Raw genomic sequence first — 21,529 nt, forward strand, 5'->3', positions numbered from 1 at the left:
TTCCTGCGCACTAATTGAAGCCGTAAATACAAGTAAAGTGAGTAGTAAAAACGTTCTCATAAATTAGGAGGTTCGATTATCTATATAACTTAATCAAAAATCTTGCCTAAAATTACTTACAACTAGTGTATATCAGCAATTTAGCAAATTCCTACACATATACACCCAATATTAGGTGTATATACGTGTTAAATTGTCGACTTGCGCTTATTCACTCACCAAGTTGTATATGAACACTTATTATAAGAAAAAATCTACTTTGATTTCAGGCATAAAGTTTTCTTCAAATCGAAAGTTAAAACTAAAAAATACTTTCTTAGGCCAATGATATCAGTTCGTTCATACAAAATCAACACACTATTCTTGAAAAATTTTAGGCATATATAACTTGAATTCAAGTTAGATCGCTATTACGCATATGCGCCAAAAACCTATTCTAATAAAATACGCTTTTATAGGCTGAAGAATTTTTAGTTTGTTCGGTCTAAGAGATCTAGAAGTGCCTACTTTTTACACATTTCCATTTCTAAATACCCACTATTATACACTTCAACAGATAGGTGTATTTTTTACATAATTGATAATCAACTAGTTGTAGTTTGTCGAAAAACTGGTATCATATTTTCAATACACTCTTCGAATTTAATTACGAACATAAAATTGAAAATCATGAAAAAATTAATGTTAGTAGCGGTAATGGCTTTAGGAACAATGACAGCATTCGCTCAAGAAGAAGCGGCAGTAGAAGCTGTTGCAACTGAAGCAGCGGTTGCACAAGACGATTTTGCTGAAGTTCAGGTAGCTGAATTACCAGAAGCAGTAACTGCAGCGGTAGCTAAAAACTATCCTACAGCTACAATTAATAAAGCATATGTTAACGAAGCAGCGCAGTACAAGTTAGAGGTGTCTTTAGAAGATGGTACTTCTGGAACTTTGTATGCTGATTCAGAAGGTAACTGGATCGAACTATAAGATCTTTAAAAGTAAACTTGAGTTATTTGTTTTGTATCAAGTTGGTTTGGTCAGAAAGGGGTTGTACATGTACAACCCCTTTCTTTTTTTTGCGAGTTTAAAAAGACAACACTAAACTTCTTTATTGAACAAAGTCTACCGAAACGCTAAGTCTGACTAAACCCTGTTTTTGTTGATTTAAATAGCTCCCTACGGCTGCTAAGAAGCATAGGCCAGAAAGATGACATGCCCTTCAATCTTTAAGGCCAAAAAGGTCTCGCCATGTGGTGAGGCCTTTTTATTTTTAGCACCTATCTACCTTAAAAAGAGCTGTTTTCGTTAGCTTTTCAAGTTAAAATTGAACTTCAAACAGCTTTAGAGTACGATTTTTACGTACATATCTAAAACGAGAAAGTTTTTATGCCAAACATCTTGATAATTGAGGACGATGCTGCATTTGGCCAGATGCTTCAAAAGTTCTTGACAAAACATAACTATACGGTAACGGTAAGTTTTACTGCGCCAGATGCAAAATCAAAGCTGAAGGAAAATACATTTGATTTGGTGCTAACGGATTTGCGTCTTCCTGATTACGACGGAATACAATTGCTTACCGATATTAAACAAAAGAACCAAAACATGCCTGTTATTGTGATGACGGGTTATGCAGAGGTTGGTAGTGCCGTTACTGCAATGAAAAAAGGCGCTTTTGATTATATAGCAAAACCATTTACACCTGATGAGATTGTCAAATTAATTGCAAAGGCTCTTGAGAGCAAATCAGAAGATAAAGAAACGCTTGAACCTACAAAAAGCGTTGACGTTGAAGAATTTATGGCGGTAAAGCCAAAAATTCATAAAGCTCAAATTGTGCACGGTGTTAGTGAAGCTTCGAAAAAACTAGAGGAGCACATTAGGCTAGTGGCCCCTACAGATATGTCTGTTTTAGTTACCGGAGAAAGTGGCACGGGTAAAGAAGTAACCGCAAAAGCAATTCACGACAATAGTTCTCGAAAGCAATTCAATTTTGTGGCTGTTGACTGTGGGGCGATTCCTAAAGAATTGGCAACGAGTGAGTTTTTCGGACATGTCAAAGGAAGTTTTACCGGAGCTATTGAAGATAAAATAGGGAATTTTGAAGCCGCAAATGGCGGAACACTTTTTCTTGATGAAGTGGGAAATTTGTCCTATGAAAATCAAATACAATTGCTACGAGCCTTACAAGAAAGAAAAATTAAGCGCGTTGGAAGCACCAAAGAAATAGAAGTAGATTTACGCATAATTACAGCGACTAATGAAGATTTAAATGAAGCTGTAGAGAAAGGAACTTTTCGCGAAGACTTGTACCATAGGCTGAACGAATTCTCAATACATATTCCCTCTCTAGAAGATCGCTTTGAGGACTTAATCTTGTTTGCAGAACATTTCTTGGAGAAGGCGAATATAAATTTGAATAAAAACATTCACGGATTTTCTGATTCCGTTTGGGATGTATTTCGAGAATACCATTGGCCAGGTAATCTAAGAGAACTTCAGAACGTTATCAAGAGGGCCGTTTTACTAACAACTGGTAATGAGGTGGAGTTGCATGTGCTTCCGAAGGAGCTCATTGAATTCGAAGGAAAACCTCTAAAAGTCGCGGATTTTTCAAAATCTGAATTTGAGAAAGATCGCATTATCAAAGCGTTGAAAAAGACAAATTTCAATAAATCAAAAGCTGCAAAACTACTACAAGTGACTCGTAAAACGCTTTACAATAAAATCAATCACTATAATTTGGACTTGTAGACCATTTGCCTTCAATTTCTGCTGTAAGTGCTGAAGTCTTCTCTTTTATCAGATGCAAAGCATCTGCCAATTGCCCTTTATTCATGGTACTTGTTTTGGCCAATTCTAAGCGTTCTAGGGTAGGTACAATAGCCACTTTCAATTGTCGAAACATGGGCAACATGCGATGCGCGATTTGATTGACTTGGGTGTAGTCTATTTTAGAAATGCCATCTTCGAGAAGCTTTATATTTGTTTGAGTGTCCCGTAAAAAGGTTTGCATTACCTCATGAATCGCATCTTCATTTGTACCCAAAAAGGAATGAATAATACCCAAATCATAATGTTCGTAAACGATTTCTTTTGAAGTATCTGTAGCTAGGGGAGTTGTCGGTACAACCTCTTCCATTTCCTCGGCCTTAAAGCCAAGCATTTTTAGCATTCCGATAAGTTCTCGTTTTGAAAAAGGCTTTTGAAGTACTTGATTAAAACCGATAGAGGTATAGGCTTCTGATTCTAAATCTCTTCTCCCGGTCATGGCGATAATAGGCTGCTTTTTGTAGTGTTTGAATTCTCCAGACCGCAGTCTTTCCAAGACCTCAAATCCGGTTATCTGTGGCATTTGAATGTCGGTCAATACCAAATCATAACCGAGATGGGAATCCTTTTCAATTTGTAAAAAATTGGTGAAGGTATGGGCGGTCATACCCATGCTCTCCGTTAATTCTTGTAACATTCCCAACAGGGCCGTATCGTCATCAATAATCAGCAAACGTAATTTTGGAACCAGATAGGAAACTTCTGAATTCTCCTCTGCAGATTTGCTCGTAATTTGCAAGGGTAATTGAAGAGTAAAAGTGCTTCCTTGATTTAGCTTACTGTCTAAAGTCAAAGTGCCTTTTAGTAGTTCCGTTAGTTTTTTTGAAATGGTAAGACCTAGTCCGTAGCCTCCAAATTTCTTCTCTGTTGCGGAATCTGCCTGCGTGAATTCGTTAAAAATAAGATGTTGCTTTTCTTTTGCAATTCCAATGCCGGTATCAGTGACCTCTATTTTGGCAAGCAATGATTTTCCTCTTGAAGAAGTAGCTTTGGCTTTTATGGTTATCTGTCCATCTTCTGTAAATTTAAAGGCGTTTCCAATCAAATTAGTGAGAATTTGACGTATTCGAAACGGGTCACCTAAAACTGTTTTTTGAAGTTTCGGATCTATCTCTAAGAACAATTTTATTTTCTTGCTGTTGTAGGTTGCTTGTAGTGATTCTGCAGTTTCTTGAATGAGATTTGCTGCGATAAAAGGAACGTTCTCAATATTCAGTTTACCGCCTTCGAGCTTAGAAAAATCTAATAAATCATTCACCAGATTACCTACATAGTCTGATGCTGATTTTACGTTGCCCAAATAACGTTCTTGCTTGTGCGTGAGTTCTGTGCCTTCCATCAGTTCAGTATAGCCTGAAATGGTGCTCAAAGGAGAACGAAGGTCATGACTAACGGTTGAGATAAGCTGTTCTCTACTTTTTAATAAGGATTCGGAATACCTTTTTTCTTTCTCCAGCTTTTGTCGGTAGGTTTGAATACGCCAGAAATCTCGATTAATTAAAAAGGCAAATAGGCCTACTACTATTAGCCCTAATAAGGCTGCAAATCCCGCTAGGCGGATACTTCTTTTTAAGGCGGATTTCTTTTTAAGATTATCATTGAAAGAACTCACCAAGACTTCCTGCTCAAAGGCAGAGATTATAGTCCGCAATTGTTGCGAAAGTTCCAGGTCATTCTGGTTGATTTGCATTTCTTTCTGTGCAAGGAAACGCTGTGTCTTCGAATCTGTTTGTTTTGCCCTGGCCAATAGAAGTTTAGAAGCAGTTATGATAGAATCGACTTGTTTTGAATTGGTAATCTTATCATTATTAGCAGGCACATTAGCATTCAGATACGCTGCAACATCACGGATTACCTTTTGTGCTTTTGGCGATAATTCATTGATGTTTGGTGCAAGGCCCTCTGCAGTAATTTTTCCAAGAGAAGCCTCCATTTTAGAAAACTCCTTTAGCGCCTTGTCGATAGAACTATTGGCATCGTTCTTTACTTTGAGGTTTAGTAGCTCACTGCTGTTGGCAACTTTTTGCTCAAGCAGGGTATGAACACTGTCTAACAAGCCCTTTTGATTCGCGCTATTGGTGAGTTGTTTTAGGCTTTCAATTTCCATAAAAATGGAATCGATTTTTAGCGAATAGGCATTGAAATTCTCTTTTGTTTTGGACTGTAAAGCCAGTTTCGAAAGACTTTCTGCTTCATAGAGTTGGGTGAGAAAAGACCCTGTTTTTAGTAGCTTTGCGTCGTTTTCTTCAGCGGTTTCAGAAGATAAATACGTGTTTATTTCCGTATAAATAAAGTAACCAGAGGCCAAGGCAAGAATGGCCAATACCAGATAGCTAAATATAATCTTAAAAGTGAATTTGTTCTTTGACTTGTCGTTCATACGGTGCGTCTCAATACCTATCCTTAAAATAGATACGTATGTAACAGTGATTTTGTTTTTTGTGAAAAGTTAATTATTTGTTGTTTTTAGATGGATAATTTGAATTTCGGAACTACCTTTGTCCCATCTCAAAGGGGTGCGAACTTCTGAAAAAATCGTGTATGGATGTAAAGGTCCTGAAACGAGTTCAGGACAAGCTGAGATTATACCCAATGAACCTGGGCGGGTAATGCCGCTAAGGGACCGAGCGTTAATAAAATGTCTAGTAGACATTTTTAGCGAGGGGCCAGCCGGCACGATGGCTAGCCTAATTTGGAATCAAAAGTCCTTAACTGGACAAAATCAATTTTTAACTTAGAATAATAGCCCCTTTTATTCGTAAAACATTTTTACGAATGAAACCGCTCTATTCAATTTTTTCTTTAAAATCCGCTCAACAAAAGAGCGGTTCAATGCGAACATTAAAAAACAATAAAAAGCATCGCATTAAAACTATTGTCACAATTTTAGCTCTAATTGGGCTAACAATGGCCTCACAGGCCCAAGAGCAACAAACCGATACCTTAGAAGGTAAAAAAGTCGTTTTAGACGAAGTATTTGTATCGGCGATTCGAGTAACCAATCAAACTCCGGTTACCTTTTCCAACTTAACAAAAGAACAGATCAAACCTCGAAATTTGGGGCAAGATATTCCTATTCTGATGAACTTCTTGCCCTCAGTTGTTACTACATCTGATGCAGGAGCGGGAGTTGGCTATACAGGAATTCGAGTGCGTGGTAGTGACGCGACGCGAGTGAATGTAACGATTAACGGAATTCCCTATAATGATGCCGAATCGCAAGGTACCTTTTGGGTGAATATGCCTGATTTTGCTTCCTCTACGGAAAGTTTGCAATTGCAGCGCGGTGTAGGTACTTCAACAAATGGTGCGGGTGCTTTTGGTGCCAGTTTGAATTTGTTGACCGACGGCGTTTCAGAAGAAGCATACGGACAAATTTCTTCTTCTATTGGGAGTTTTAATACACTTCGTAATAACCTTAAATTCAGTACCGGACTTTTAGGAGACCATGTTGAAATCGCAGGTCGCTTATCAAGAATTACTTCGGATGGGTATGTCGATAGAGCATCCTCAGCACTAGATTCGTATTTTCTTCAAGGAAGTTATAAGGATGATAACACCTTGATAAAAGCACTGCTTTTTGGAGGACACGAAATTACATACCAATCTTGGTTTGGTATTGATGCAGCTACTTTAGAAGCAGATAGAACTTTTAATCCGGCAGGGAATAAATTTGACGAGAATGGAAATCCAGAAGGCTTCTATGAAAACCAAGTAGACAATTACAAGCAAGATCATGCACAATTGCTTTGGAACGAAACCCTAAATAGCAATTGGAGTGCCAACATTGCCTTTCACTATACAAGAGGCAGAGGCTTCTTTGAGGAATACGTTGATGATTGGTTTACGACCGCAGTTTTATTCGAAGAAGATTCACAGTTAAGTTTTATAGGCCGTGAAAGCTTTATGTTAAATGGTCAAGAAGTAACATCTACCGATTATACCCGTAGGCGTTGGCTAGATAATGATTTTTATGGAACCGTCTTTTCGGCAAATTATGTGAATGAAAAATTAGATTTCATCATAGGCGGGGGATGGAACAAATACGAGGGAGATCATTTTGGAGAGGTAATTTGGGCACGAATTACGAATGGAAACAGTAATAACGAACGTTACTACGATGATAATTCTGTAAAGACAGATTTTAATATCTACTCTAAAGCGAATTATCGTTTAGATGACAAATGGAGTCTGTTTGGTGATTTGCAATATCGAACTGTGGGTTATGAGGCAAATGGTGAGGAAACCGGATTAGTAAACGAGACATTCAATTTCTTCAACCCGAAGGCTGGTGTAACTTTTGACATGAATAAAAATAACAACTTCTATTTTTCTTTTGCTGTAGCGAATCGAGAACCCAACCGAAACGATTATGAGAATGGAAGCCCTGAACCAGAGCGGTTAAATGATTTTGAATTGGGTTGGCGTTATGTTTCACCTACTGTTCAAGTTAGTACAAATGCGTACTTCATGAATTATGAGAATCAATTGGTACTTACAGGAGAGTTAAATGATGTGGGTGCTCCACTTCGTGAAAATGTAGGCGATAGTTATAGACTAGGGTTGGAAATTGATGCAAATGTGAATTTAGGAGATAAGTTTCAATGGAGTCCGAATATGGCACTAAGCACCAACAAGAATAAAGATTTTGTTTTTGAACGTGACGGTGTGGTTCAGAATTTGGGAGATACCAATATTGCATTTTCCCCCAATATGGTTATCGGAAATCGCTTGGCATACGTACCTTCTGAAAATTTTCAAATTTCAGCACTTACCAAATTCGTCAGTAAGCAATATATGGGAAATATCGATTCTGAAGTATCAATCCTTGACGCCTATTCACAGACTGATTTGAATATACAGTACATCATCGAATGCAATTCAATTGTAAAAAGTATCACCCTTTCGGGATTGGTAAACAATGTTTTTAATCAGTTGAATGTGACCAATGGGTATTTCTTTACGTTTGATGATGATTTTTCGAATCCTGGAACGATTACTACGGTTGAAGGAGCAGGCTATTATCCGCAAGCGGGGACAAACTTTTTACTGGGAGTCACGGTGCGATTTTAATTAGAAATAACCACAACATTACCGCCACTAAACGAAGCACGGTACTCTAACATATTGTAATAGCGTGTGCCATCTTCCGGTGGCGAGAACTGTTGTCCGGTGTAGACACTGTATTCAAAATCCTCACAAGCACAGGTTACTACTTGGTTATTTAGGGTCATTGTAGAGCATTCGTTCGGTGCATGATTGGGGCAACTCGCCTCAAAAGCGCGAAACGTATTAAAACCGGTATTAACCACAAAAACGCCACGGGTTCCAGCCTGGCTATTGCCTACGTAAATAGAATTTCCATCGTTCGTTAATGGGCTGTATAAGGGTAAGTTAAGATTGAGTTCAAACTGGAAACTAATTTCTTGCAAAAATGGATTTCGATTGGTTCTTTCTTTGTCGCAAGAAAGCAAGCAAACAATTAGTATAAGGCCCCAAATTCGTTTCATATAGTAGTGTTATTTCGTAGGATGTCTGCTACAAAATTGAGTAAAAAAAATGTATATTTGCCCTAAATCCTCTCTAATAATCGTGCAGGCACGGTTCAATTTAGAGGATTTTCTTATTGAGCTCAGTCCCGAATCGAAAAACGGTAATGAGTTCACCTATTAAACGCAAAAGTTATGAGTAACGTATCTTATTATACAGCAGAAGGTTTAAAAAAGTTGAAAGACGAATTGAACCATCTTCGAGACGTTGAACGACCAAAGGCATCTCAAGCGATTGCTGAAGCAAGAGATAAAGGTGATTTATCTGAAAATGCCGAGTATGACGCTGCAAAAGAAGCTCAGGGTTTGTTAGAAATGCGTATCTCTAAAATGGAAGATACTTTAGCGAACGCAAGATTGATTGATGAATCTCAGTTAGACACTTCAAAAGTTTTGGTTTTGTCAACAGTAAAGTTGAAGAATCAGAACAATGGCATGGAAATGAAGTACACCTTGGTTGCTGAAAGTGAAGCAGATTTAAAATCAGGGAAGATTTCGGTAAATTCTCCTATTGGAAAAGGTTTATTGGGTAAAGAAGTCGGTGATGTGGCAGAAATCACAGTGCCTAATGGAACTATTAAGTTTGATATTTTAGAGATTACAAGGGAGTAAAAGTTTTAAAGCTTTATATTTAATCCTGTCATTATCATGATAGGATTTTTTGTTTTAACTATTAAAAAATAGCAATGCCAAGCATTTTTACGAAAATCATCAACGGGGAGATTCCCTGCTATAAGATTGCCGAAGACGAGAACTTCTTTGCTTTTCTAGATATCAATCCGAATGCGAAAGGGCACACACTTTGTATCCCAAAGAAAGAAGTGGATAAAATAACTGATTTAGATGAGGAGACCTATTTAGGTTTAATGCTATTTTCAAGAAAAGTGGCTAAAGCCATTGAAGCCGCCATCGATTGCGAACGCGTTGGAATCACTGTAATAGGTTTAGAAGTACCTCATGCACATGTTCATCTGATACCCTTGAGCCAAATGAAAGATGCTACTTTTCAAAGCAAAGTTAGTCTTGAAAAGAATGAATTTGAAGCGATAGCAGAACAGATTCGATTTAAATTGTAAGTATTCCCTCAGAGAATAGGTACGTCGCTGCACCCCCTAGGGCAATCAATACAAATAATAAAACATAGAAAAGTGTAGTGAACTTCAAAGAAGACTTTTCAGGCACAGCCATTTTTTGATAATAGTTGAAGATACGCTCAATATCATCTGTCCATTTTGCAGGATAAATATCTGAACCACATGTATTGCAGACAATCTGATTCGTAACTTGATTGGTAGTGCGGTGAAAAAGCTTTCCGTAGATATGTTTTTGATAAAAGGTAAGCTTTAGATTTTGATTAAAACATTCTGGGCAGTTATTACTCAGATCAAATTCTTTTATAACTACCAATTTTTTGGTTGCCATTACTTAGGTATTTACTTTTAAGGAAATCTGCATTATGGTACCTTCTTTGCTCGATGAGAGTACCTTTATTTTTCCTTGATGATATTCTTCTATTATTCTTTTAACGAGCGATAGTCCGAGACCCCAACCTCTTTTCTTTGAGGTTACTCCGGGGTTAAAGATAGCTTTATAATCGCTTTTGGCAATGCCATGACCTGTGTCTGAGACTAAAATAGTTACATAGCTACCATCTGGAACAATCTGAATTCCAATACTTCCCCGACCTTTCATGGCATCAATTCCGTTCTTTACTAAATTTTCAATAGTCCAATTATATAGTGATTGATTGAGCATGACCATTTGAGACTCCACTTTCGAATCAAAAGAAAAATGAATGAGTTTTGAACTCCTTAATTTAAGATAATCGTAAGCTTCTCTAGTTTCTTTTACAATATCATATGCATCAAGTTTTGGCAACGAACCAATTTTTGAAAACCGATCAGTAATTGTCTCTAATCGAGAAATATCTTTTTCAATCTCCCTAGTTATTTCAGGGTTGATATTTTCTGCTTTTAGAAGTTCATTCCAACCTAAAAGAGAGGAGAGGGGCGTACCGATCTGATGTGCAGTTTCTTTTGCCATACCCGCCCAAAGTTTGTTCTGTTCTGACGCCTTATTCGTTTTAAAGAAAAAGAAAATAACAGCTCCGAAGAGCAAAATAATAAGTAATAAGGCGATGGGATAGTACTTCAATTTATTTAGAACTTCCGAGTTTCCATAATAAAGTGTTGCTAAATGTTCCCCCTGCTGGTCAATATTTATTGCGGAATTTTCACCACTAAATTTTAAAATTTTCTCTTTGATATAGTTAGTATCAGAGGCCATCTCTGCTGGAATATTATTTGTTTTTATAGACCCGTCTTTATTGACCAAAATCATAGGAGTAGACCTATTGTTTTGTAAAACTTTAATGGTGAGATTCCCCGGGTCGTCATCAATAGACGCTTGTAGAAGTTCTGATTGAGCAGTTGCCCATATTTCCATTTTAAAACGCTCTTCCTCTTTGAATTTTTTGAAAAAGCTGTTCGTATTCCATAAAATAAGACTCACAATAGCAAATGCAGCTACGAGTAAAATACGGTTGGAAGTTTTGTTTTTAGGATTAAATTTCATCCACAGGGCGTTCTAGTTCAAAGATAGTGGAAAAAGGAGATAAATATTTGTTAGGTTGATTTTAGACCGTTTTCTATCCCTTCAATTTATGTACCTTTATACTACGTATGGTAGACATGATTTCTATATTTCCTGAAGAGTTGGCGACCCCCAAATTGCACGGTTATCTATTGGGCGCGATTGGGCCAAGACCTATAGCTTTTGCAAGTACAATTGATGCAGATGGAAATCCCAATTTATCGCCTTTCAGTTTCTTTAATGTATTTAGCGCAAATCCGCCGATTCTTATTTTTTCGCCTGCGCGAAGAGTTAGAAATAATACGACAAAGCATACATTAGAAAATGCTCTAGCCACAAAAGAAGTGGTTATCAATATTGTAAATTATGACATCGTGCAGCAAATGTCATTGTCGAGCACAGAATACGGAGAAGGTGTCAATGAGTTTAAAAAAGCGGGATTGACCATGTTGAAATCGGATAGCGTAAAACCGTTTCGGGTTGCGGAGTCACCGGTTCAATTTGAGTGTAAGGTTACAAAAGTCGAGGCACTCGGAGAAGATGGTGGAGCAGGGAACTTAATTTTTTCGGAGGTCGTAAAAATACACATACATAAAGCTGTTTTGGATGAAAATGGAAGTATTGATCAGCATAAAATTGACCAAGTTGCTCGCATGGGAGGAAATTGGTACAGCCGCGCCAATTTAGGTATGTTTGAGGTACCCAAACCCCTTTCTTCATTAGGAATTGGAATTGATCAAATACCTGAAAGGATTCGTTTGAGCAATATTTTAACCGGAAATGATTTGGGTATGTTGGGTAACGTAGATGAAATTCCTTCAAAAGAAGAGGTAGCTGATTTTGTTGCATCTCAAATTGAAATTCGAACTATTTTAAGTGGAGGAGAACGCGAACAGATTGAATTGAAAGCGCAAGAATACTTAGAAAATAATGATGTGCTTTCCGCTTGGAAAGTATTGTTGGCCCATTAGGTCAATTATAAAGTAGTAACATCCCCCGTATGGGCAAACATATTTGCTCACAAAGTAATTTTATAAAAAAGGACGGATGAAGCGTATACAGTTATTTGAGTTCGAAGATTATCCCTGGTTTCCTATATGGCTAAGAACATGTATGACCAATTTGATTATGGTACTGCATAGAATGATGGGCGTAAGTGAAGTATTGGCCTATTTGATGTATCGCGTTATTAAAGAAAAAAACATTTCTAAAATTGTTGATTTAGGCTCCGGCTCAAGTGGTGCAATGCCTGATACGATGGAGGCCCTACGAGAATTAGATAGTCTGAGACATCTCGAACTTTTGATGACTGACCTTTATCCAAACAAAGAAGTTGCAAGACGTTTTAATGAGAATACTGCTGATAACATCAATTATCTAGAAACTCCAGTAGATGCAACAGAGATGGGTACTGTGCCTGAGGGACTCAAAACTTTCGTTAATAGTTTTCATCATATGCCGCCTGAAAAGGCTCGTAAAATTTTGAAATCTGCTGAGGAGAATCAACAGCCTATATTGATTTATGAAATGGCGGAAAATAAAATACCGCTATTAATTTGGGTTATTTTACTGCCAATTTCATTAGTGATTTTAATGATTATGACCTGGTTCATGACTCCCTTTGTAAGGCCTTTGACTTGGCGACAAATTGTGTTTACCTATTTGATACCAATCATTCCCATTTGCTATGCTTGGGATGGGCAGGCTTCACTACCTAGAATGTATTCGGCAAAAGATATTGATGAACTTTTAGAAGGCTTAGGGAAAAACAATTTTTATTGGGAGCATGGTGCAGCGAAAAGGGCAAACGGGAAAAAATTAGGAACTTACATAGTAGGGTATCCTAAAGCCTGATTGTTTTAAGAACAATGAGATTACTTATTCTTTTTATTGTTATTAATTTAAATTGCCTTTCTTATTTGAGATCTCAGGATGATAGTATCAATTCATCTGAAAACAAAAATTCCTATTTTTTATTTAATCCACCCGCTTTTTTAGATCCTTATGCGCCAAGATGGCAAGCAGGTTATATACAGCATATAAATAGTCATTTGAAGCTTGGTTCCTATTTTGGCTATGGCGGCAAGAATATAAATTTTAATTTTTCTGAGAAACAAAGAACAGCTTATCGTCTTTGGGAAATTAGGCCTGAAGTTTTTCTGATATTAAATCCAAAAGTAAGAACGGTCAAATATCTTTCTATAGAATTCTTTTATATTGATCAGTTTAACACATTTAGTGATGAGGGCTACGAGTCATCAACGGGAACCGACTATACCTATGCTCAAGCAGATTTCAACCGTCAAAAATATGGTTTGCATCTGAAATACGGTTTATTCTTAAATACAGGAAAACATTTTGGTTTGAACTTTTCAGGAGGTTTTGGTTTCAGAGTTTTAAATCAGGAGTACAACAACATAATTAACCAGGTAAGAAAGGAAAGAGCTCTTTTTGCTGGAATAGGTGACCCTTACTACAAAGAAGTTTTTGATACTCGGTTTCATCCTGCACTTTCATTTAAGCTTTATTATCGGTTATAATATTTAATAACTTCTTTTTAATTTTCTAGGTGAATTATGTGAATAAAAGTACATTTAGCGCATATTAATCTGAGATTGTTTTAAAGTGTGTGATTAGAATTTTTATTGGCTGTTTTTGCCCCGTATGGCGCAAAAAAAGACGTAAAATAATGATTGACTTACTTCAAAATAACCTCTTAGTTCACATATAATTCATAATCATGGAAATTCAAGGAAAAGTAAAAATGGTCGGAGAGACCCAAACATTTGGAAACAACGGATTCAGAAAACGCGAAATTGTAGTAACTACAGAAGAGCAATATCCACAACATATTATGGTTGAGTTTGTACAAGACAAAACCGATCTTTTAAATAATTATGGTGTTGGGCAATCGGTTAAAATCAGCATCAACCTAAGAGGTCGTGAATGGACGAACCCTCAAGGAGAAGTAAAATATTTCAACTCTATTCAAGGTTGGCGTATTGAAAGCTTACAAGCGGAGCAACCAACAGAAGGAATGCCGCCAGTACCTCCAGCTGAGGCTTTTGCCCCTGCTGACAATTTAAACGAGGAAGAGCACGACGACCTTCCATTTTAAGAAAAAATTTATTTTCGTTTCAACACAGACGAAAATCGAATTAAAGACCTATTTAGATTTATCTGGATAGGTCTTTCTTATTCATAACACTTTAGATATCTTTAAGTAAATTCGTTCGCTTGAAAAAAGACAGTAATCATAATCCGATGTTTTTCCTTTCTGAACGCTTGGAATTCCCTTCTGTGGAGAAAGCCAATGCCGAAGGATTATTGGCTGTTGGAGGTGATTTGTCTCCAGAACGATTGGTATTGGCGTATCAATCTGGAATCTTTCCCTGGTTCAATGAAGATTCGTTGATTCTTTGGTGGAGTCCTGACCCGAGAATGATTCTATTTCCAGATAGAATCAAAATTTCAAAGAGTATGCGGCAGGTAATCAAGAGCAATAGATTTCGCCTGACCAAAAACACTTGTTTTGAAAGAGTTTTGGAGGAATGTTCAACTATAAAACGATTCGGCCAAGAAGGCACATGGATTACTTACGATATGAAAAAGGCCTATCTAAAATTACATGAAAGTGGCTATGCAAAATCATACGAAGTTTGGGAAGATGATTCTCTTGTTGGAGGTTTGTACGGTGTTGATATGGGTCATGTGTTTTGTGGTGAAAGTATGTTCAGTAAAACGAGTAATGCTTCAAAATTTGCTTTTATAAAATTAGCTCAAGAGTTTCAGGAAAAAGGTGGATTTATTGATTGTCAGCTCTATACGAAACATTTAGAAAGTTTAGGGGCAAGAGAGATTCCCCGGGCTGATTTTATGAAAATTCTACAAGGCTAAAATGAAAAGATTTATAATAGAAATCTAATACCGCACGTGATCATAGTTGGGAGGTAATGATTTTCTGATGGATATAAAATCACCATCTGCATCAAAGAGAACCTCATATTGGTCTGTACCCTTTTCTTGTTTTCCGGAAACAATCAATTCATAATTATTTGAGGGAATCATGAGATTTTGAAAAGCATTTTTAACAGAAGTTTCGACTTCTGATTGATCCATTGGAGGATATTGTTGATGTATTCTCCGGATTCTGTATCTCTTAAAATGGGTTTTTAGATAGGAGTCCATTTTCTCGAAAGCTTCATCAGGAATGTCTATTGATTTAATCAGTATTTCAATATTTTCGAATAGTCCTTTTTTGTCAAACTCAATACCATACCAAAGTCGCTCCTTTTTAAATTTGACTTTGTAGTTTACTTCAGAACTATCTATTTCTTTATAGTAGCGAATGTGTTTGGCGTCCATTAATTTTTCCTGAATGTACGCTACCGCATTTTCCGGAAATTGAACTTTTCGAATACGATGTTCACGTTCGTATGTAATCTGGGCAGAAGCAAAAAATCCGAAGAATAGAAAACACAGAATTAAAATCGCAGGGCACTCTCTTTTCATGGTTGTAGATTGTAATCTATTCAACGTAGAATGTCAAACTTCATTATATCGAAAGCAACTCACTTCATGATCATTTACCATTCCAGTGGCTTGCATATGAGCGTAGACTACCGTACTTCCTACGAATTTGAATCCTCTTTTCTTTAAGTCTTTGCTCAGCGCATCAGAAAGCTCTGTATTTGCTGGTGCGTCCTTGTAATTCTTGAATTTGTTCTTAATGGGTTTTCCGTCTACAAAACCCCAAATGTATTTACTAAAACTTCCAAATTCTTTTTGAACCTCCATAAAGGCTTGAGCATTTGTCACAGTAGCATTTACTTTGAGCTTATTACGTATGATACCTGCATCTTGTAAGAGGGCATCTTTTTTCTTCTGCTCGTATTTGGCGATTTTTTTATAGTCAAAATGATCAAAGGCCTTTCGGAAATTTTCTCGCTTTTTGAGAATGGTAATCCAACTTAGACCTGCTTGAAAGGTTTCTAAAATTAGAAACTCGAAAAGGGTATCATCATCTTTTACGGGTACGCCCCATTCTAGGTCATGATAGGCTTCGTAGAGTTCATCGCCTGCGCACCATCCGCATCTGTGTTTTTCCATAAATAAGTTTGTTGAAATAAAGATAGGAGAAAAATAGGAAGATGGGTAAAACTTTCTGAAGGCTCTAAAATTTGGGTGTTCAACCTGCAAAGCCAATTTTGTTCTTCGAACACCGGTCATGTCTCCCTTCAATTAGCTAGCGAAGAATAATCGAAGCATGACCGGTGTAGCAAAGAACAGTAACTAAACTAACACAAGTCAAATATAAAGGTCATTTCATATTTTAAAGGCATTACTTTCGTTAATTAGTTGTTAAACTATTATATTATGATAGTAATACTATTATATTTGCGTTATTATATTTCAAATCAAACAAATGGAACGTCTTTTACAATCTGTTAAAATCGGAATCAACGAAAAGATTTATGTTAAAGATCCGGAATCCTCCGACCTCGGAAAACGGATTATAGAACAGAGTATTCTCATGATTAATGACATGGGTTTTGAGCGGTTTACATTTAAGAAATTAGGTGGTCAAATCGGATCCAATGAGAGTTCAATTTATCGCTATTTCGAAAACAAACACAAACTTTTACTCTATTTGACCTCTTGGTATTGGGGTTGGTTGGAGTATCAATTGGTGTTTTCAACCAATAGTATTGCTGACCCTTCAGAGAAGTTGGAAAAAGCTATTTCAGTAGTTACTAGGACAACGGTTGAGGATTCCTCTTTTTCTCATATTAACGAGGTGCTATTGAACAAGATTGTTATCAATGAATATTCCAAATCGTATTTGACCAAAGAAGTAGACGCCGAAAATAAAGAGGGCTATTTTGTGATTTACAAAAGATTGGTTACTCGTATTAGTGAAATGATTAGTGCAGTAAATAATGAGTATAGTTACCCAAGTAGTCTAGCGAGTACTATTTTAGAAGGCTCACTACACCAACATTTTTTGAAGGATCATTTTAGTTCATTGACCGATTGTCATAACAATAGCGATCCCACGAAATATTTTCTCCACCTGGTTTTCACCTCACTAAAATAATTACAAGGCATGGCTAAAAATGTTTTAACCTCTTGGCAGAGGCTCATAGGTATGTTGAGACTAGACAAAAGAGATGTTTTACAGACCTTTTATTATGCTATTTTCGCAGGCTTTGTTAATCTCTCGTTGCCTTTGGGCATACAAGCAATCATCAATCTTATACAAGGAGCCCAAATAAGTACTTCTTGGGTAATCTTGGTTATTCTTGTTACAGGTGGTGTAGCATTTGCAGGCATTTTGCAGTTGATGCAAATACGAATTATTGAAAACATACAGCAAAAGATTTTCACTCGAGCCTCTTTCGAATTTACCTATCGCTTTCCGAAAATAAGGATGAGTGAATTACGTGATTATTATCCGCCAGAGTTAGCAAATCGGTTTTTTGATACCCTTAATGTGCAAAAGGGATTATCGAAAATCTTGTTGGATGTTCCAGCGTCGATACTCCAGATAATTTTTGGACTGTTACTGTTATCTTTCTATCATCCCTTTTTTATTATCTACGGAATACTATTACTACTTCTTATATATGTTGTTTTCAAGTTTACAGTACAAAAAGGTATGGATACTAGCCTAAACGAATCACAGCAAAAATATAAGGTTGCCCACTGGATCCAGGAAGTTGCTAGGTCTCTAGTTAGTTTTAAACTCTCCGGAAAGACCAGTTTAGCAGTTGACAAGAATGATTTGTTGGTGACCGATTATCTAGAGGCTCGTGAGAGTCATTTCCGTATTCTGGTGATCCAATTTGTTCAAATGATTGGGTTCAAAGTTCTGGTGACTGGTGGGTTGTTATTGATTGGTGGACTATTGGTTCTTAACCAAGAAATGAATATTGGTCAGTTTGTGGCGGCTGAAATCATTATTCTTTTGGTAATAAGTTCGGTTGAGAAACTAATTCGAGGCCTAGAAACTTTTTATGACCTCTTAACTTCCTTAGAAAAATTGGGACAGGTTGTGGATAAAGATTTGGAATATCAACAGGGAGAATTTCCCTTATCGGAAACTGAAGACTTTAATGTAGAGTTAGAAAGTGTTTCGTTTGGTGTCAATGAAAAAGAGAACATTTTGACCGATATTTCACTAAAAATCGAGCCTAGAAGCTCACAATTAATCGTTGGCTCAAATGGTTCAGGAAAATCTACACTTCTTCGATTGATTGCTGGTATTCTAGAACCTACAGATGGTGATGTTTACATAAATAACATCTCATTAAGAGGTATTCACCCCAATCATTACCGTTCATTTATCGGGCAATCATTGTTAGAGGAAAGTCCATTTGAAGGTACCATTCTTGAGAACATCACTTTTGGCGATACGTCTATCCCGCAAAAGGATTTACAATGGGCAATTGAATCAGTTGGTTTACAAGAATTTGTAAAAAAACAACCTAAGGGAATGAACACCATAATTTATCCAGAAGGAAAACAAATCCCCAATACCGTGGCTAAGAAAATAGTTTTGGCCAGAAGTGTCGTGCATAGACCAAAACTGCTGTTACTCAAAGACCCATTGAATCAGTTCGATGAAATTGATGCATTGCGCATTATGAATTTCTTGACTGATAAAAGCAATCCATGGTCATTGGTAGTAGTTAGTCAAGATCAAAAATGGATTGGTCGCTGCGAGAAAATAATTACTATGGATCATGGAAAAATCGTTTCCGTAAACTAAGAAGGTTATGCTGAATATCTCTAATAATCCATTAAATAAAACGGTGCACCTTACGGGTTTCAAATCCACCGATAAGGTGTTTCATCAAAGGCATTACAAGCACTTTAATCGTTTCTTGCTAGGGTCTGCGATCTTCGGATTTATCGTGCTCTTTTTACCATGGACACAGAATATTCGTGGCAATGGCTATTTGACCACCTTGAAGCCTGATCAAAGGCCACAAACAATACAATCGCCAATTCCTGGCCGAATTGAAAATTGGTATGTGCAGGAAGGTGATTACGTCAAGAAGGGCGATACCATTTTATTTATCTCCGAAGTTAAAAACGAATATTTTGATCCAGATTTAGTAGAACGTACTGGCGACCAGATTCGAGCAAAAAGTGCATCAGTTACTTCGTATGAAGGTAAAGTAAAAGCATTGCGAAGTCAGATGTCATCGTTATCGAATGAGCGCGGCATGAAATTGGAACAGGCCAAAAACAAATTAATGCAGTCAAAACTTAAGGTGCAAAGTGATAGTATTGATTTGGAAGCTGCGAAGACGAATATCAGTATTGCAGAAAGACAATATGATCGTATAGCTCAATTACAGGCAGAGGGTTTGAAAGCGGTGACTGATGTTGAAGAAAAGCGTTTGAAACTGCAAGAGACTCAGGCGAAATTAATATCTCAAGAGAATAAGCTCCTTGCTGCAAGAAATGAAGTTATTAACGCTCAAGTCGAAATCGGCCGTGTGCAAAATGAGTATAACAACAAAATCTCAAAAGCGGAGAGTGATATGTTCACCGCACAATCGAGTCAGTTTGATTCTGAAGCACAGGTGACCAAGCTCGAAAATGAGTTTACCAACTATGAGATGCGAAATGATATGTATTACATTCGCGCCCCTCAAAATGGCTTTATCAACAAGGCAATACAAGGTGGAATTGGCCAAACCTTTAAAGAAGGAGAAGCCCTCGTGGGCATTATGCCTTCGGATATTGATATGGCAGTAGAGACTTTTGTAGAGCCTCTAGATTTACCATTGATTCATTTAGGTGAAAAAGTGCGAATTCAGTTTGATGGATGGCCTGCAATTGTTTTTAGTGGATGGCCCAACGTTTCTTATGGTACCTATGGTGGAGAAGTTGTAGCCGTTGAAAGATTTATTAGCGAGAATGGTAAATATCGGGTGTTACTCGCTCCTGACCCCGATGATCATGAGTGGCCTGAAGCCATACGCGCCGGTTCAGGAGCATATACTATTGCCCTGCTAGATGATGTGCCAATTTGGTATGAACTATGGCGTCAATTGAATGGCTTCCCACCAAATTATTACCAGCCGGAAGATGCAACGATGAAAACTGCAAAAAAGTAAGATGCGAAACTGTTTCACAATCATATTGCTTTTGGTTACCCTTTCAATTCAAGGTCAGGTTCAAGATTCTGTGGTGCTCAGATTTAACGAGTACTTAGGTTATGTTAAGAAGTACCATCCCATTGCAAAACAGGCTGAATTGACTTTGGGCATAGGCCAGGCGAATTTGATGAAAGCCCGAGGTGGTTTTGATCCTAAGATTGAAGTCGATTACGATAGAAAGGAATTTAAGGGGACTGAGTACTATGACCGACTCAATGCAACTTTCAAAATCCCCACTTGGTATGGAATAGAACTTAAGGGGAATTTTGAGCAGAATGATGGTGACTTTTTGAACCCAGCAGAATCTGTTCCTACAGATGGTTTGCACAGTGCTGGAGTTTCGATGTCCGTAGGTCAAGGTTTATGGATTAACGAGCGAATGGCAACCTTGAAACAAGCTAAATATTTTAGAGAGCAGTCTAAAGCAGATCATGATTTGTTGGTGAACCAGATTCTTTATGAAGCGTCGTTAGCTTATTTTGATTGGCTACAAGCCTTTAATGAAGCGTCGATTTATCAAAATTTTTTGGAGAATGCGAAGATTCGATTTGAAGGAACAAAAAGTCGTGCCGCTGCCGGTGATATTGCTGCAATCGATACAGTAGAAGCAAAAATAGCATTTCAGAACCGAGCGCTAAGTTTGGAACAGGCGAAGGTAAAATTGATGAAGCGTTCTTTGGAGTTATCGAACTTTCTTTGGATGAGTGATGAAATTCCTGTAGAGGTAAAACCTAACGTAATTCCCGATACGAATATTGATGGGGATATCGATATTACCTTAGAAATTCTCGGGAAGCCTTTAGACAGTTTTACACTTGAGAACCATCCGAAGTTAAAATCCTTAGGCTATAAAATAGACGGACTCCGCGTTGAGAAGAATCTAAAAGCGAATAAACTTTTGCCTAAAATCGATTTAGAATATAATTTTTTGACAGAAACTCCAGAGCTTGTTAATTCCTTCGAAACACAAGAATACAAAGGGGGAATCAGTTTTCGGTTGCCTTTGTTCTTGCGAAAGGAGCGAGGTGATCTTAAATTGGCGAAGTATAAATTGCAAGATGCTAAATTCGATTTTGATAATGCTCAAGTAGCTTTGCAAAATAAAATTGTTGCGATTTATCGCGAACTAGAATCCTTCGAAAGACAAAACATTCTGATCGATGAAATCGTATTGAATTACAATACCCTGTTAGCAGCAGAAGAACGAAAATTCAGTTTTGGAGAAAGTTCTTTGTTCTTAATTAATGCCCGCGAGAGTAAATTAATTGATGCTGAATTAAAACAAATAGGGGTTCAAAACAAGTTTTATTACTCGAAGGCGAAATTATTCAACAGTTTGGCGGTGAATCCTGAAAACTTGTAAGGTTGCAGATTGGAATTCTACTAATATGACTTATC

At 37.2% G+C, this 21,529-nt stretch carries 20 protein-coding genes; 14 read left to right on the forward strand and 6 right to left on the reverse strand.

The features are described from left to right. The first annotated feature begins 669 nt into the window (after nucleotides 1-669). Together ACKWCD_RS15035 and ACKWCD_RS15040 are read left to right on the forward strand one after the other, a co-directional pair. On the forward strand, nucleotides 670-972 hold the full coding sequence (locus ACKWCD_RS15035; protein WP_413984778.1) for a hypothetical protein: 303 nt from the start codon (nucleotides 670-672) through the stop codon (nucleotides 970-972). Between the two features lie 399 nt (nucleotides 973-1,371). Beyond that, nucleotides 1,372-2,739: a sigma-54-dependent transcriptional regulator gene (locus ACKWCD_RS15040; RefSeq protein WP_413984779.1), complete on the forward strand. Its 1,368-nt coding sequence runs from the start codon at nucleotides 1,372-1,374 to the stop codon at nucleotides 2,737-2,739. Here the strand turns inward: ACKWCD_RS15040 and ACKWCD_RS15045 are convergent. Then, a complete protein-coding gene (locus tag ACKWCD_RS15045) occupies nucleotides 2,714-5,197 on the reverse strand; it encodes a hybrid sensor histidine kinase/response regulator (protein WP_413984780.1) in 2,484 nt (827 codons plus the stop codon). The genes ACKWCD_RS15040 and ACKWCD_RS15045 overlap by 26 nt on opposite strands. 452 nt (nucleotides 5,198-5,649) lie before the next feature. Between ACKWCD_RS15045 and ACKWCD_RS15050 the strand changes: the two genes are divergently transcribed. Continuing rightward, the gene (locus tag ACKWCD_RS15050) at nucleotides 5,650-7,890 is read left to right on the forward strand and encodes a TonB-dependent receptor (RefSeq protein WP_413984781.1); all 2,241 of its coding nucleotides are present in this window, start codon (nucleotides 5,650-5,652) and stop codon (nucleotides 7,888-7,890) included. Here ACKWCD_RS15050 and ACKWCD_RS15055 read toward each other — a convergent pair. Next, a complete protein-coding gene (locus tag ACKWCD_RS15055) occupies nucleotides 7,887-8,327 on the reverse strand; it encodes a Rieske (2Fe-2S) protein (RefSeq protein WP_413984782.1) in 441 nt (146 codons plus the stop codon). The genes ACKWCD_RS15050 and ACKWCD_RS15055 overlap by 4 nt on opposite strands. Before the next feature lie 174 nt (nucleotides 8,328-8,501). Here ACKWCD_RS15055 and greA point away from each other — a divergent pair, with 174 nt between their 5' ends. Next, nucleotides 8,502-8,978 (forward strand): transcription elongation factor GreA, encoded by a 477-nt coding sequence (gene greA, locus ACKWCD_RS15060; RefSeq protein WP_413984783.1) that lies wholly within the window; start codon nucleotides 8,502-8,504, stop codon nucleotides 8,976-8,978. A gap of 74 nt (nucleotides 8,979-9,052) precedes the next feature. Further along, complete coding sequence (locus ACKWCD_RS15065; protein WP_413984784.1) at nucleotides 9,053-9,442, forward strand: HIT family protein; 390 nt, start codon at nucleotides 9,053-9,055, stop codon at nucleotides 9,440-9,442. Here ACKWCD_RS15065 and ACKWCD_RS15070 read toward each other — a convergent pair. Together ACKWCD_RS15070 and ACKWCD_RS15075 are read right to left on the reverse strand one after the other, a co-directional pair. Beyond that, entirely contained in the window at nucleotides 9,432-9,788 is a 357-nt protein-coding gene (locus ACKWCD_RS15070; protein WP_413984785.1) for a hypothetical protein, read from the reverse strand. The two genes, ACKWCD_RS15065 and ACKWCD_RS15070, sit on opposite strands and share 11 nt — an antisense overlap. Nucleotides 9,789-9,791: 3 nt before the next feature. After that, nucleotides 9,792-10,940: a sensor histidine kinase gene (locus tag ACKWCD_RS15075; protein WP_413984786.1), complete on the reverse strand. Its 1,149-nt coding sequence runs from the start codon at nucleotides 10,938-10,940 to the stop codon at nucleotides 9,792-9,794. 116 nt (nucleotides 10,941-11,056) lie between these two features. On the opposite strand from ACKWCD_RS15075, the gene ACKWCD_RS15080 reads away from it, so the two are divergent. The 5 genes from ACKWCD_RS15080 (at nucleotide 11,057) to aat (ending at nucleotide 14,855) form a co-directional block, all read left to right on the forward strand. Then, a complete protein-coding gene (locus ACKWCD_RS15080) occupies nucleotides 11,057-11,929 on the forward strand; it encodes a flavin reductase family protein (protein ID WP_413984787.1) in 873 nt (290 codons plus the stop codon). 76 nt (nucleotides 11,930-12,005) lie between these two features. Then, nucleotides 12,006-12,812: a hypothetical protein gene (locus ACKWCD_RS15085; RefSeq protein WP_413984788.1), complete on the forward strand. Its 807-nt coding sequence runs from the start codon at nucleotides 12,006-12,008 to the stop codon at nucleotides 12,810-12,812. Between the two features lie 65 nt (nucleotides 12,813-12,877). Then, a complete protein-coding gene (locus tag ACKWCD_RS15090) occupies nucleotides 12,878-13,498 on the forward strand; it encodes a hypothetical protein (RefSeq protein ID WP_413984789.1) in 621 nt (206 codons plus the stop codon). Nucleotides 13,499-13,698: 200 nt separating this feature from the next. Beyond that, nucleotides 13,699-14,076 carry a DUF3127 domain-containing protein gene (locus ACKWCD_RS15095; RefSeq protein WP_413984790.1) on the forward strand — a complete coding sequence of 126 codons (378 nt, stop codon included), beginning with the start codon at nucleotides 13,699-13,701 and terminating at the stop codon, nucleotides 14,074-14,076. A gap of 146 nt (nucleotides 14,077-14,222) precedes the next feature. Then, a complete protein-coding gene (gene aat, locus ACKWCD_RS15100; RefSeq protein ID WP_413985051.1) occupies nucleotides 14,223-14,855 on the forward strand; it encodes a leucyl/phenylalanyl-tRNA--protein transferase in 633 nt (210 codons plus the stop codon). 24 nt (nucleotides 14,856-14,879) lie between these two features. Here the strand turns inward: aat and ACKWCD_RS15105 are convergent, their stop codons facing one another. Both ACKWCD_RS15105 and ACKWCD_RS15110 read right to left on the reverse strand, forming a co-directional pair. Beyond that, nucleotides 14,880-15,470: a hypothetical protein gene (locus tag ACKWCD_RS15105; RefSeq protein ID WP_413984791.1), complete on the reverse strand. Its 591-nt coding sequence runs from the start codon at nucleotides 15,468-15,470 to the stop codon at nucleotides 14,880-14,882. Between the two features lie 33 nt (nucleotides 15,471-15,503). After that, entirely contained in the window at nucleotides 15,504-16,067 is a 564-nt protein-coding gene (locus ACKWCD_RS15110; protein WP_413984792.1) for a DNA-3-methyladenine glycosylase I, read from the reverse strand. Nucleotides 16,068-16,383: 316 nt separating this feature from the next. Between ACKWCD_RS15110 and ACKWCD_RS15115 the strand changes: the two genes are divergently transcribed. The 4 genes from ACKWCD_RS15115 to ACKWCD_RS15130 are packed head-to-tail and all read left to right on the forward strand — an operon-like array spanning nucleotide 16,384 to nucleotide 21,494. Next, nucleotides 16,384-17,055 (forward strand): TetR/AcrR family transcriptional regulator, encoded by a 672-nt coding sequence (locus ACKWCD_RS15115; RefSeq protein ID WP_413984793.1) that lies wholly within the window; start codon nucleotides 16,384-16,386, stop codon nucleotides 17,053-17,055. A 9-nt stretch (nucleotides 17,056-17,064) separates the two neighbouring features. Next, the gene (locus ACKWCD_RS15120; RefSeq protein ID WP_413984794.1) at nucleotides 17,065-18,729 is read left to right on the forward strand and encodes a peptidase domain-containing ABC transporter; all 1,665 of its coding nucleotides are present in this window, start codon (nucleotides 17,065-17,067) and stop codon (nucleotides 18,727-18,729) included. 7 nt (nucleotides 18,730-18,736) lie between these two features. After that, nucleotides 18,737-20,089 carry an HlyD family secretion protein gene (locus ACKWCD_RS15125; RefSeq protein WP_413984795.1) on the forward strand — a complete coding sequence of 451 codons (1,353 nt, stop codon included), beginning with the start codon at nucleotides 18,737-18,739 and terminating at the stop codon, nucleotides 20,087-20,089. A 1-nt stretch (nucleotide 20,090) separates the two neighbouring features. After that, entirely contained in the window at nucleotides 20,091-21,494 is a 1,404-nt protein-coding gene (locus ACKWCD_RS15130) for a TolC family protein (RefSeq protein ID WP_413984796.1), read from the forward strand. Nucleotides 21,495-21,529: the final 35 nt, after the last annotated feature.

This window comes from Maribacter taeanensis (assembly GCF_047345145.1).
Classification (GTDB): domain Bacteria; phylum Bacteroidota; class Bacteroidia; order Flavobacteriales; family Flavobacteriaceae; genus Maribacter_C.

Excerpts from the sequence above, each read along its gene's own strand:
- ACKWCD_RS15035 (WP_413984778.1), top strand. The coding sequence starts at position 670 with ATGAAAAAATTAATGTTAGTAGCGGTAATGGCTTTAGGAACAATGACA.
- ACKWCD_RS15040 (WP_413984779.1), top strand. The coding sequence starts at position 1,372 with ATGCCAAACATCTTGATAATTGAGGACGATGCTGCATTTGGCCAGATG.
- ACKWCD_RS15045 (WP_413984780.1), bottom strand. The coding sequence starts at position 5,197 with ATGAACGACAAGTCAAAGAACAAATTCACTTTTAAGATTATATTTAGC.
- ACKWCD_RS15050 (WP_413984781.1), top strand. The coding sequence starts at position 5,650 with ATGCGAACATTAAAAAACAATAAAAAGCATCGCATTAAAACTATTGTC.
- ACKWCD_RS15055 (WP_413984782.1), bottom strand. The coding sequence starts at position 8,327 with ATGAAACGAATTTGGGGCCTTATACTAATTGTTTGCTTGCTTTCTTGC.
- greA (WP_413984783.1), top strand. The coding sequence starts at position 8,502 with ATGAGTAACGTATCTTATTATACAGCAGAAGGTTTAAAAAAGTTGAAA.
- ACKWCD_RS15065 (WP_413984784.1), top strand. The coding sequence starts at position 9,053 with ATGCCAAGCATTTTTACGAAAATCATCAACGGGGAGATTCCCTGCTAT.
- ACKWCD_RS15070 (WP_413984785.1), bottom strand. The coding sequence starts at position 9,788 with ATGGCAACCAAAAAATTGGTAGTTATAAAAGAATTTGATCTGAGTAAT.
- ACKWCD_RS15075 (WP_413984786.1), bottom strand. The coding sequence starts at position 10,940 with ATGAAATTTAATCCTAAAAACAAAACTTCCAACCGTATTTTACTCGTA.
- ACKWCD_RS15080 (WP_413984787.1), top strand. The coding sequence starts at position 11,057 with ATGATTTCTATATTTCCTGAAGAGTTGGCGACCCCCAAATTGCACGGT.
- ACKWCD_RS15085 (WP_413984788.1), top strand. The coding sequence starts at position 12,006 with ATGAAGCGTATACAGTTATTTGAGTTCGAAGATTATCCCTGGTTTCCT.
- ACKWCD_RS15095 (WP_413984790.1), top strand. The coding sequence starts at position 13,699 with ATGGAAATTCAAGGAAAAGTAAAAATGGTCGGAGAGACCCAAACATTT.
- aat (WP_413985051.1), top strand. The coding sequence starts at position 14,223 with ATGTTTTTCCTTTCTGAACGCTTGGAATTCCCTTCTGTGGAGAAAGCC.
- ACKWCD_RS15105 (WP_413984791.1), bottom strand. The coding sequence starts at position 15,470 with ATGAAAAGAGAGTGCCCTGCGATTTTAATTCTGTGTTTTCTATTCTTC.
- ACKWCD_RS15110 (WP_413984792.1), bottom strand. The coding sequence starts at position 16,067 with ATGGAAAAACACAGATGCGGATGGTGCGCAGGCGATGAACTCTACGAA.
- ACKWCD_RS15115 (WP_413984793.1), top strand. The coding sequence starts at position 16,384 with ATGGAACGTCTTTTACAATCTGTTAAAATCGGAATCAACGAAAAGATT.
- ACKWCD_RS15120 (WP_413984794.1), top strand. The coding sequence starts at position 17,065 with ATGGCTAAAAATGTTTTAACCTCTTGGCAGAGGCTCATAGGTATGTTG.
- ACKWCD_RS15125 (WP_413984795.1), top strand. The coding sequence starts at position 18,737 with ATGCTGAATATCTCTAATAATCCATTAAATAAAACGGTGCACCTTACG.
- ACKWCD_RS15130 (WP_413984796.1), top strand. The coding sequence starts at position 20,091 with ATGCGAAACTGTTTCACAATCATATTGCTTTTGGTTACCCTTTCAATT.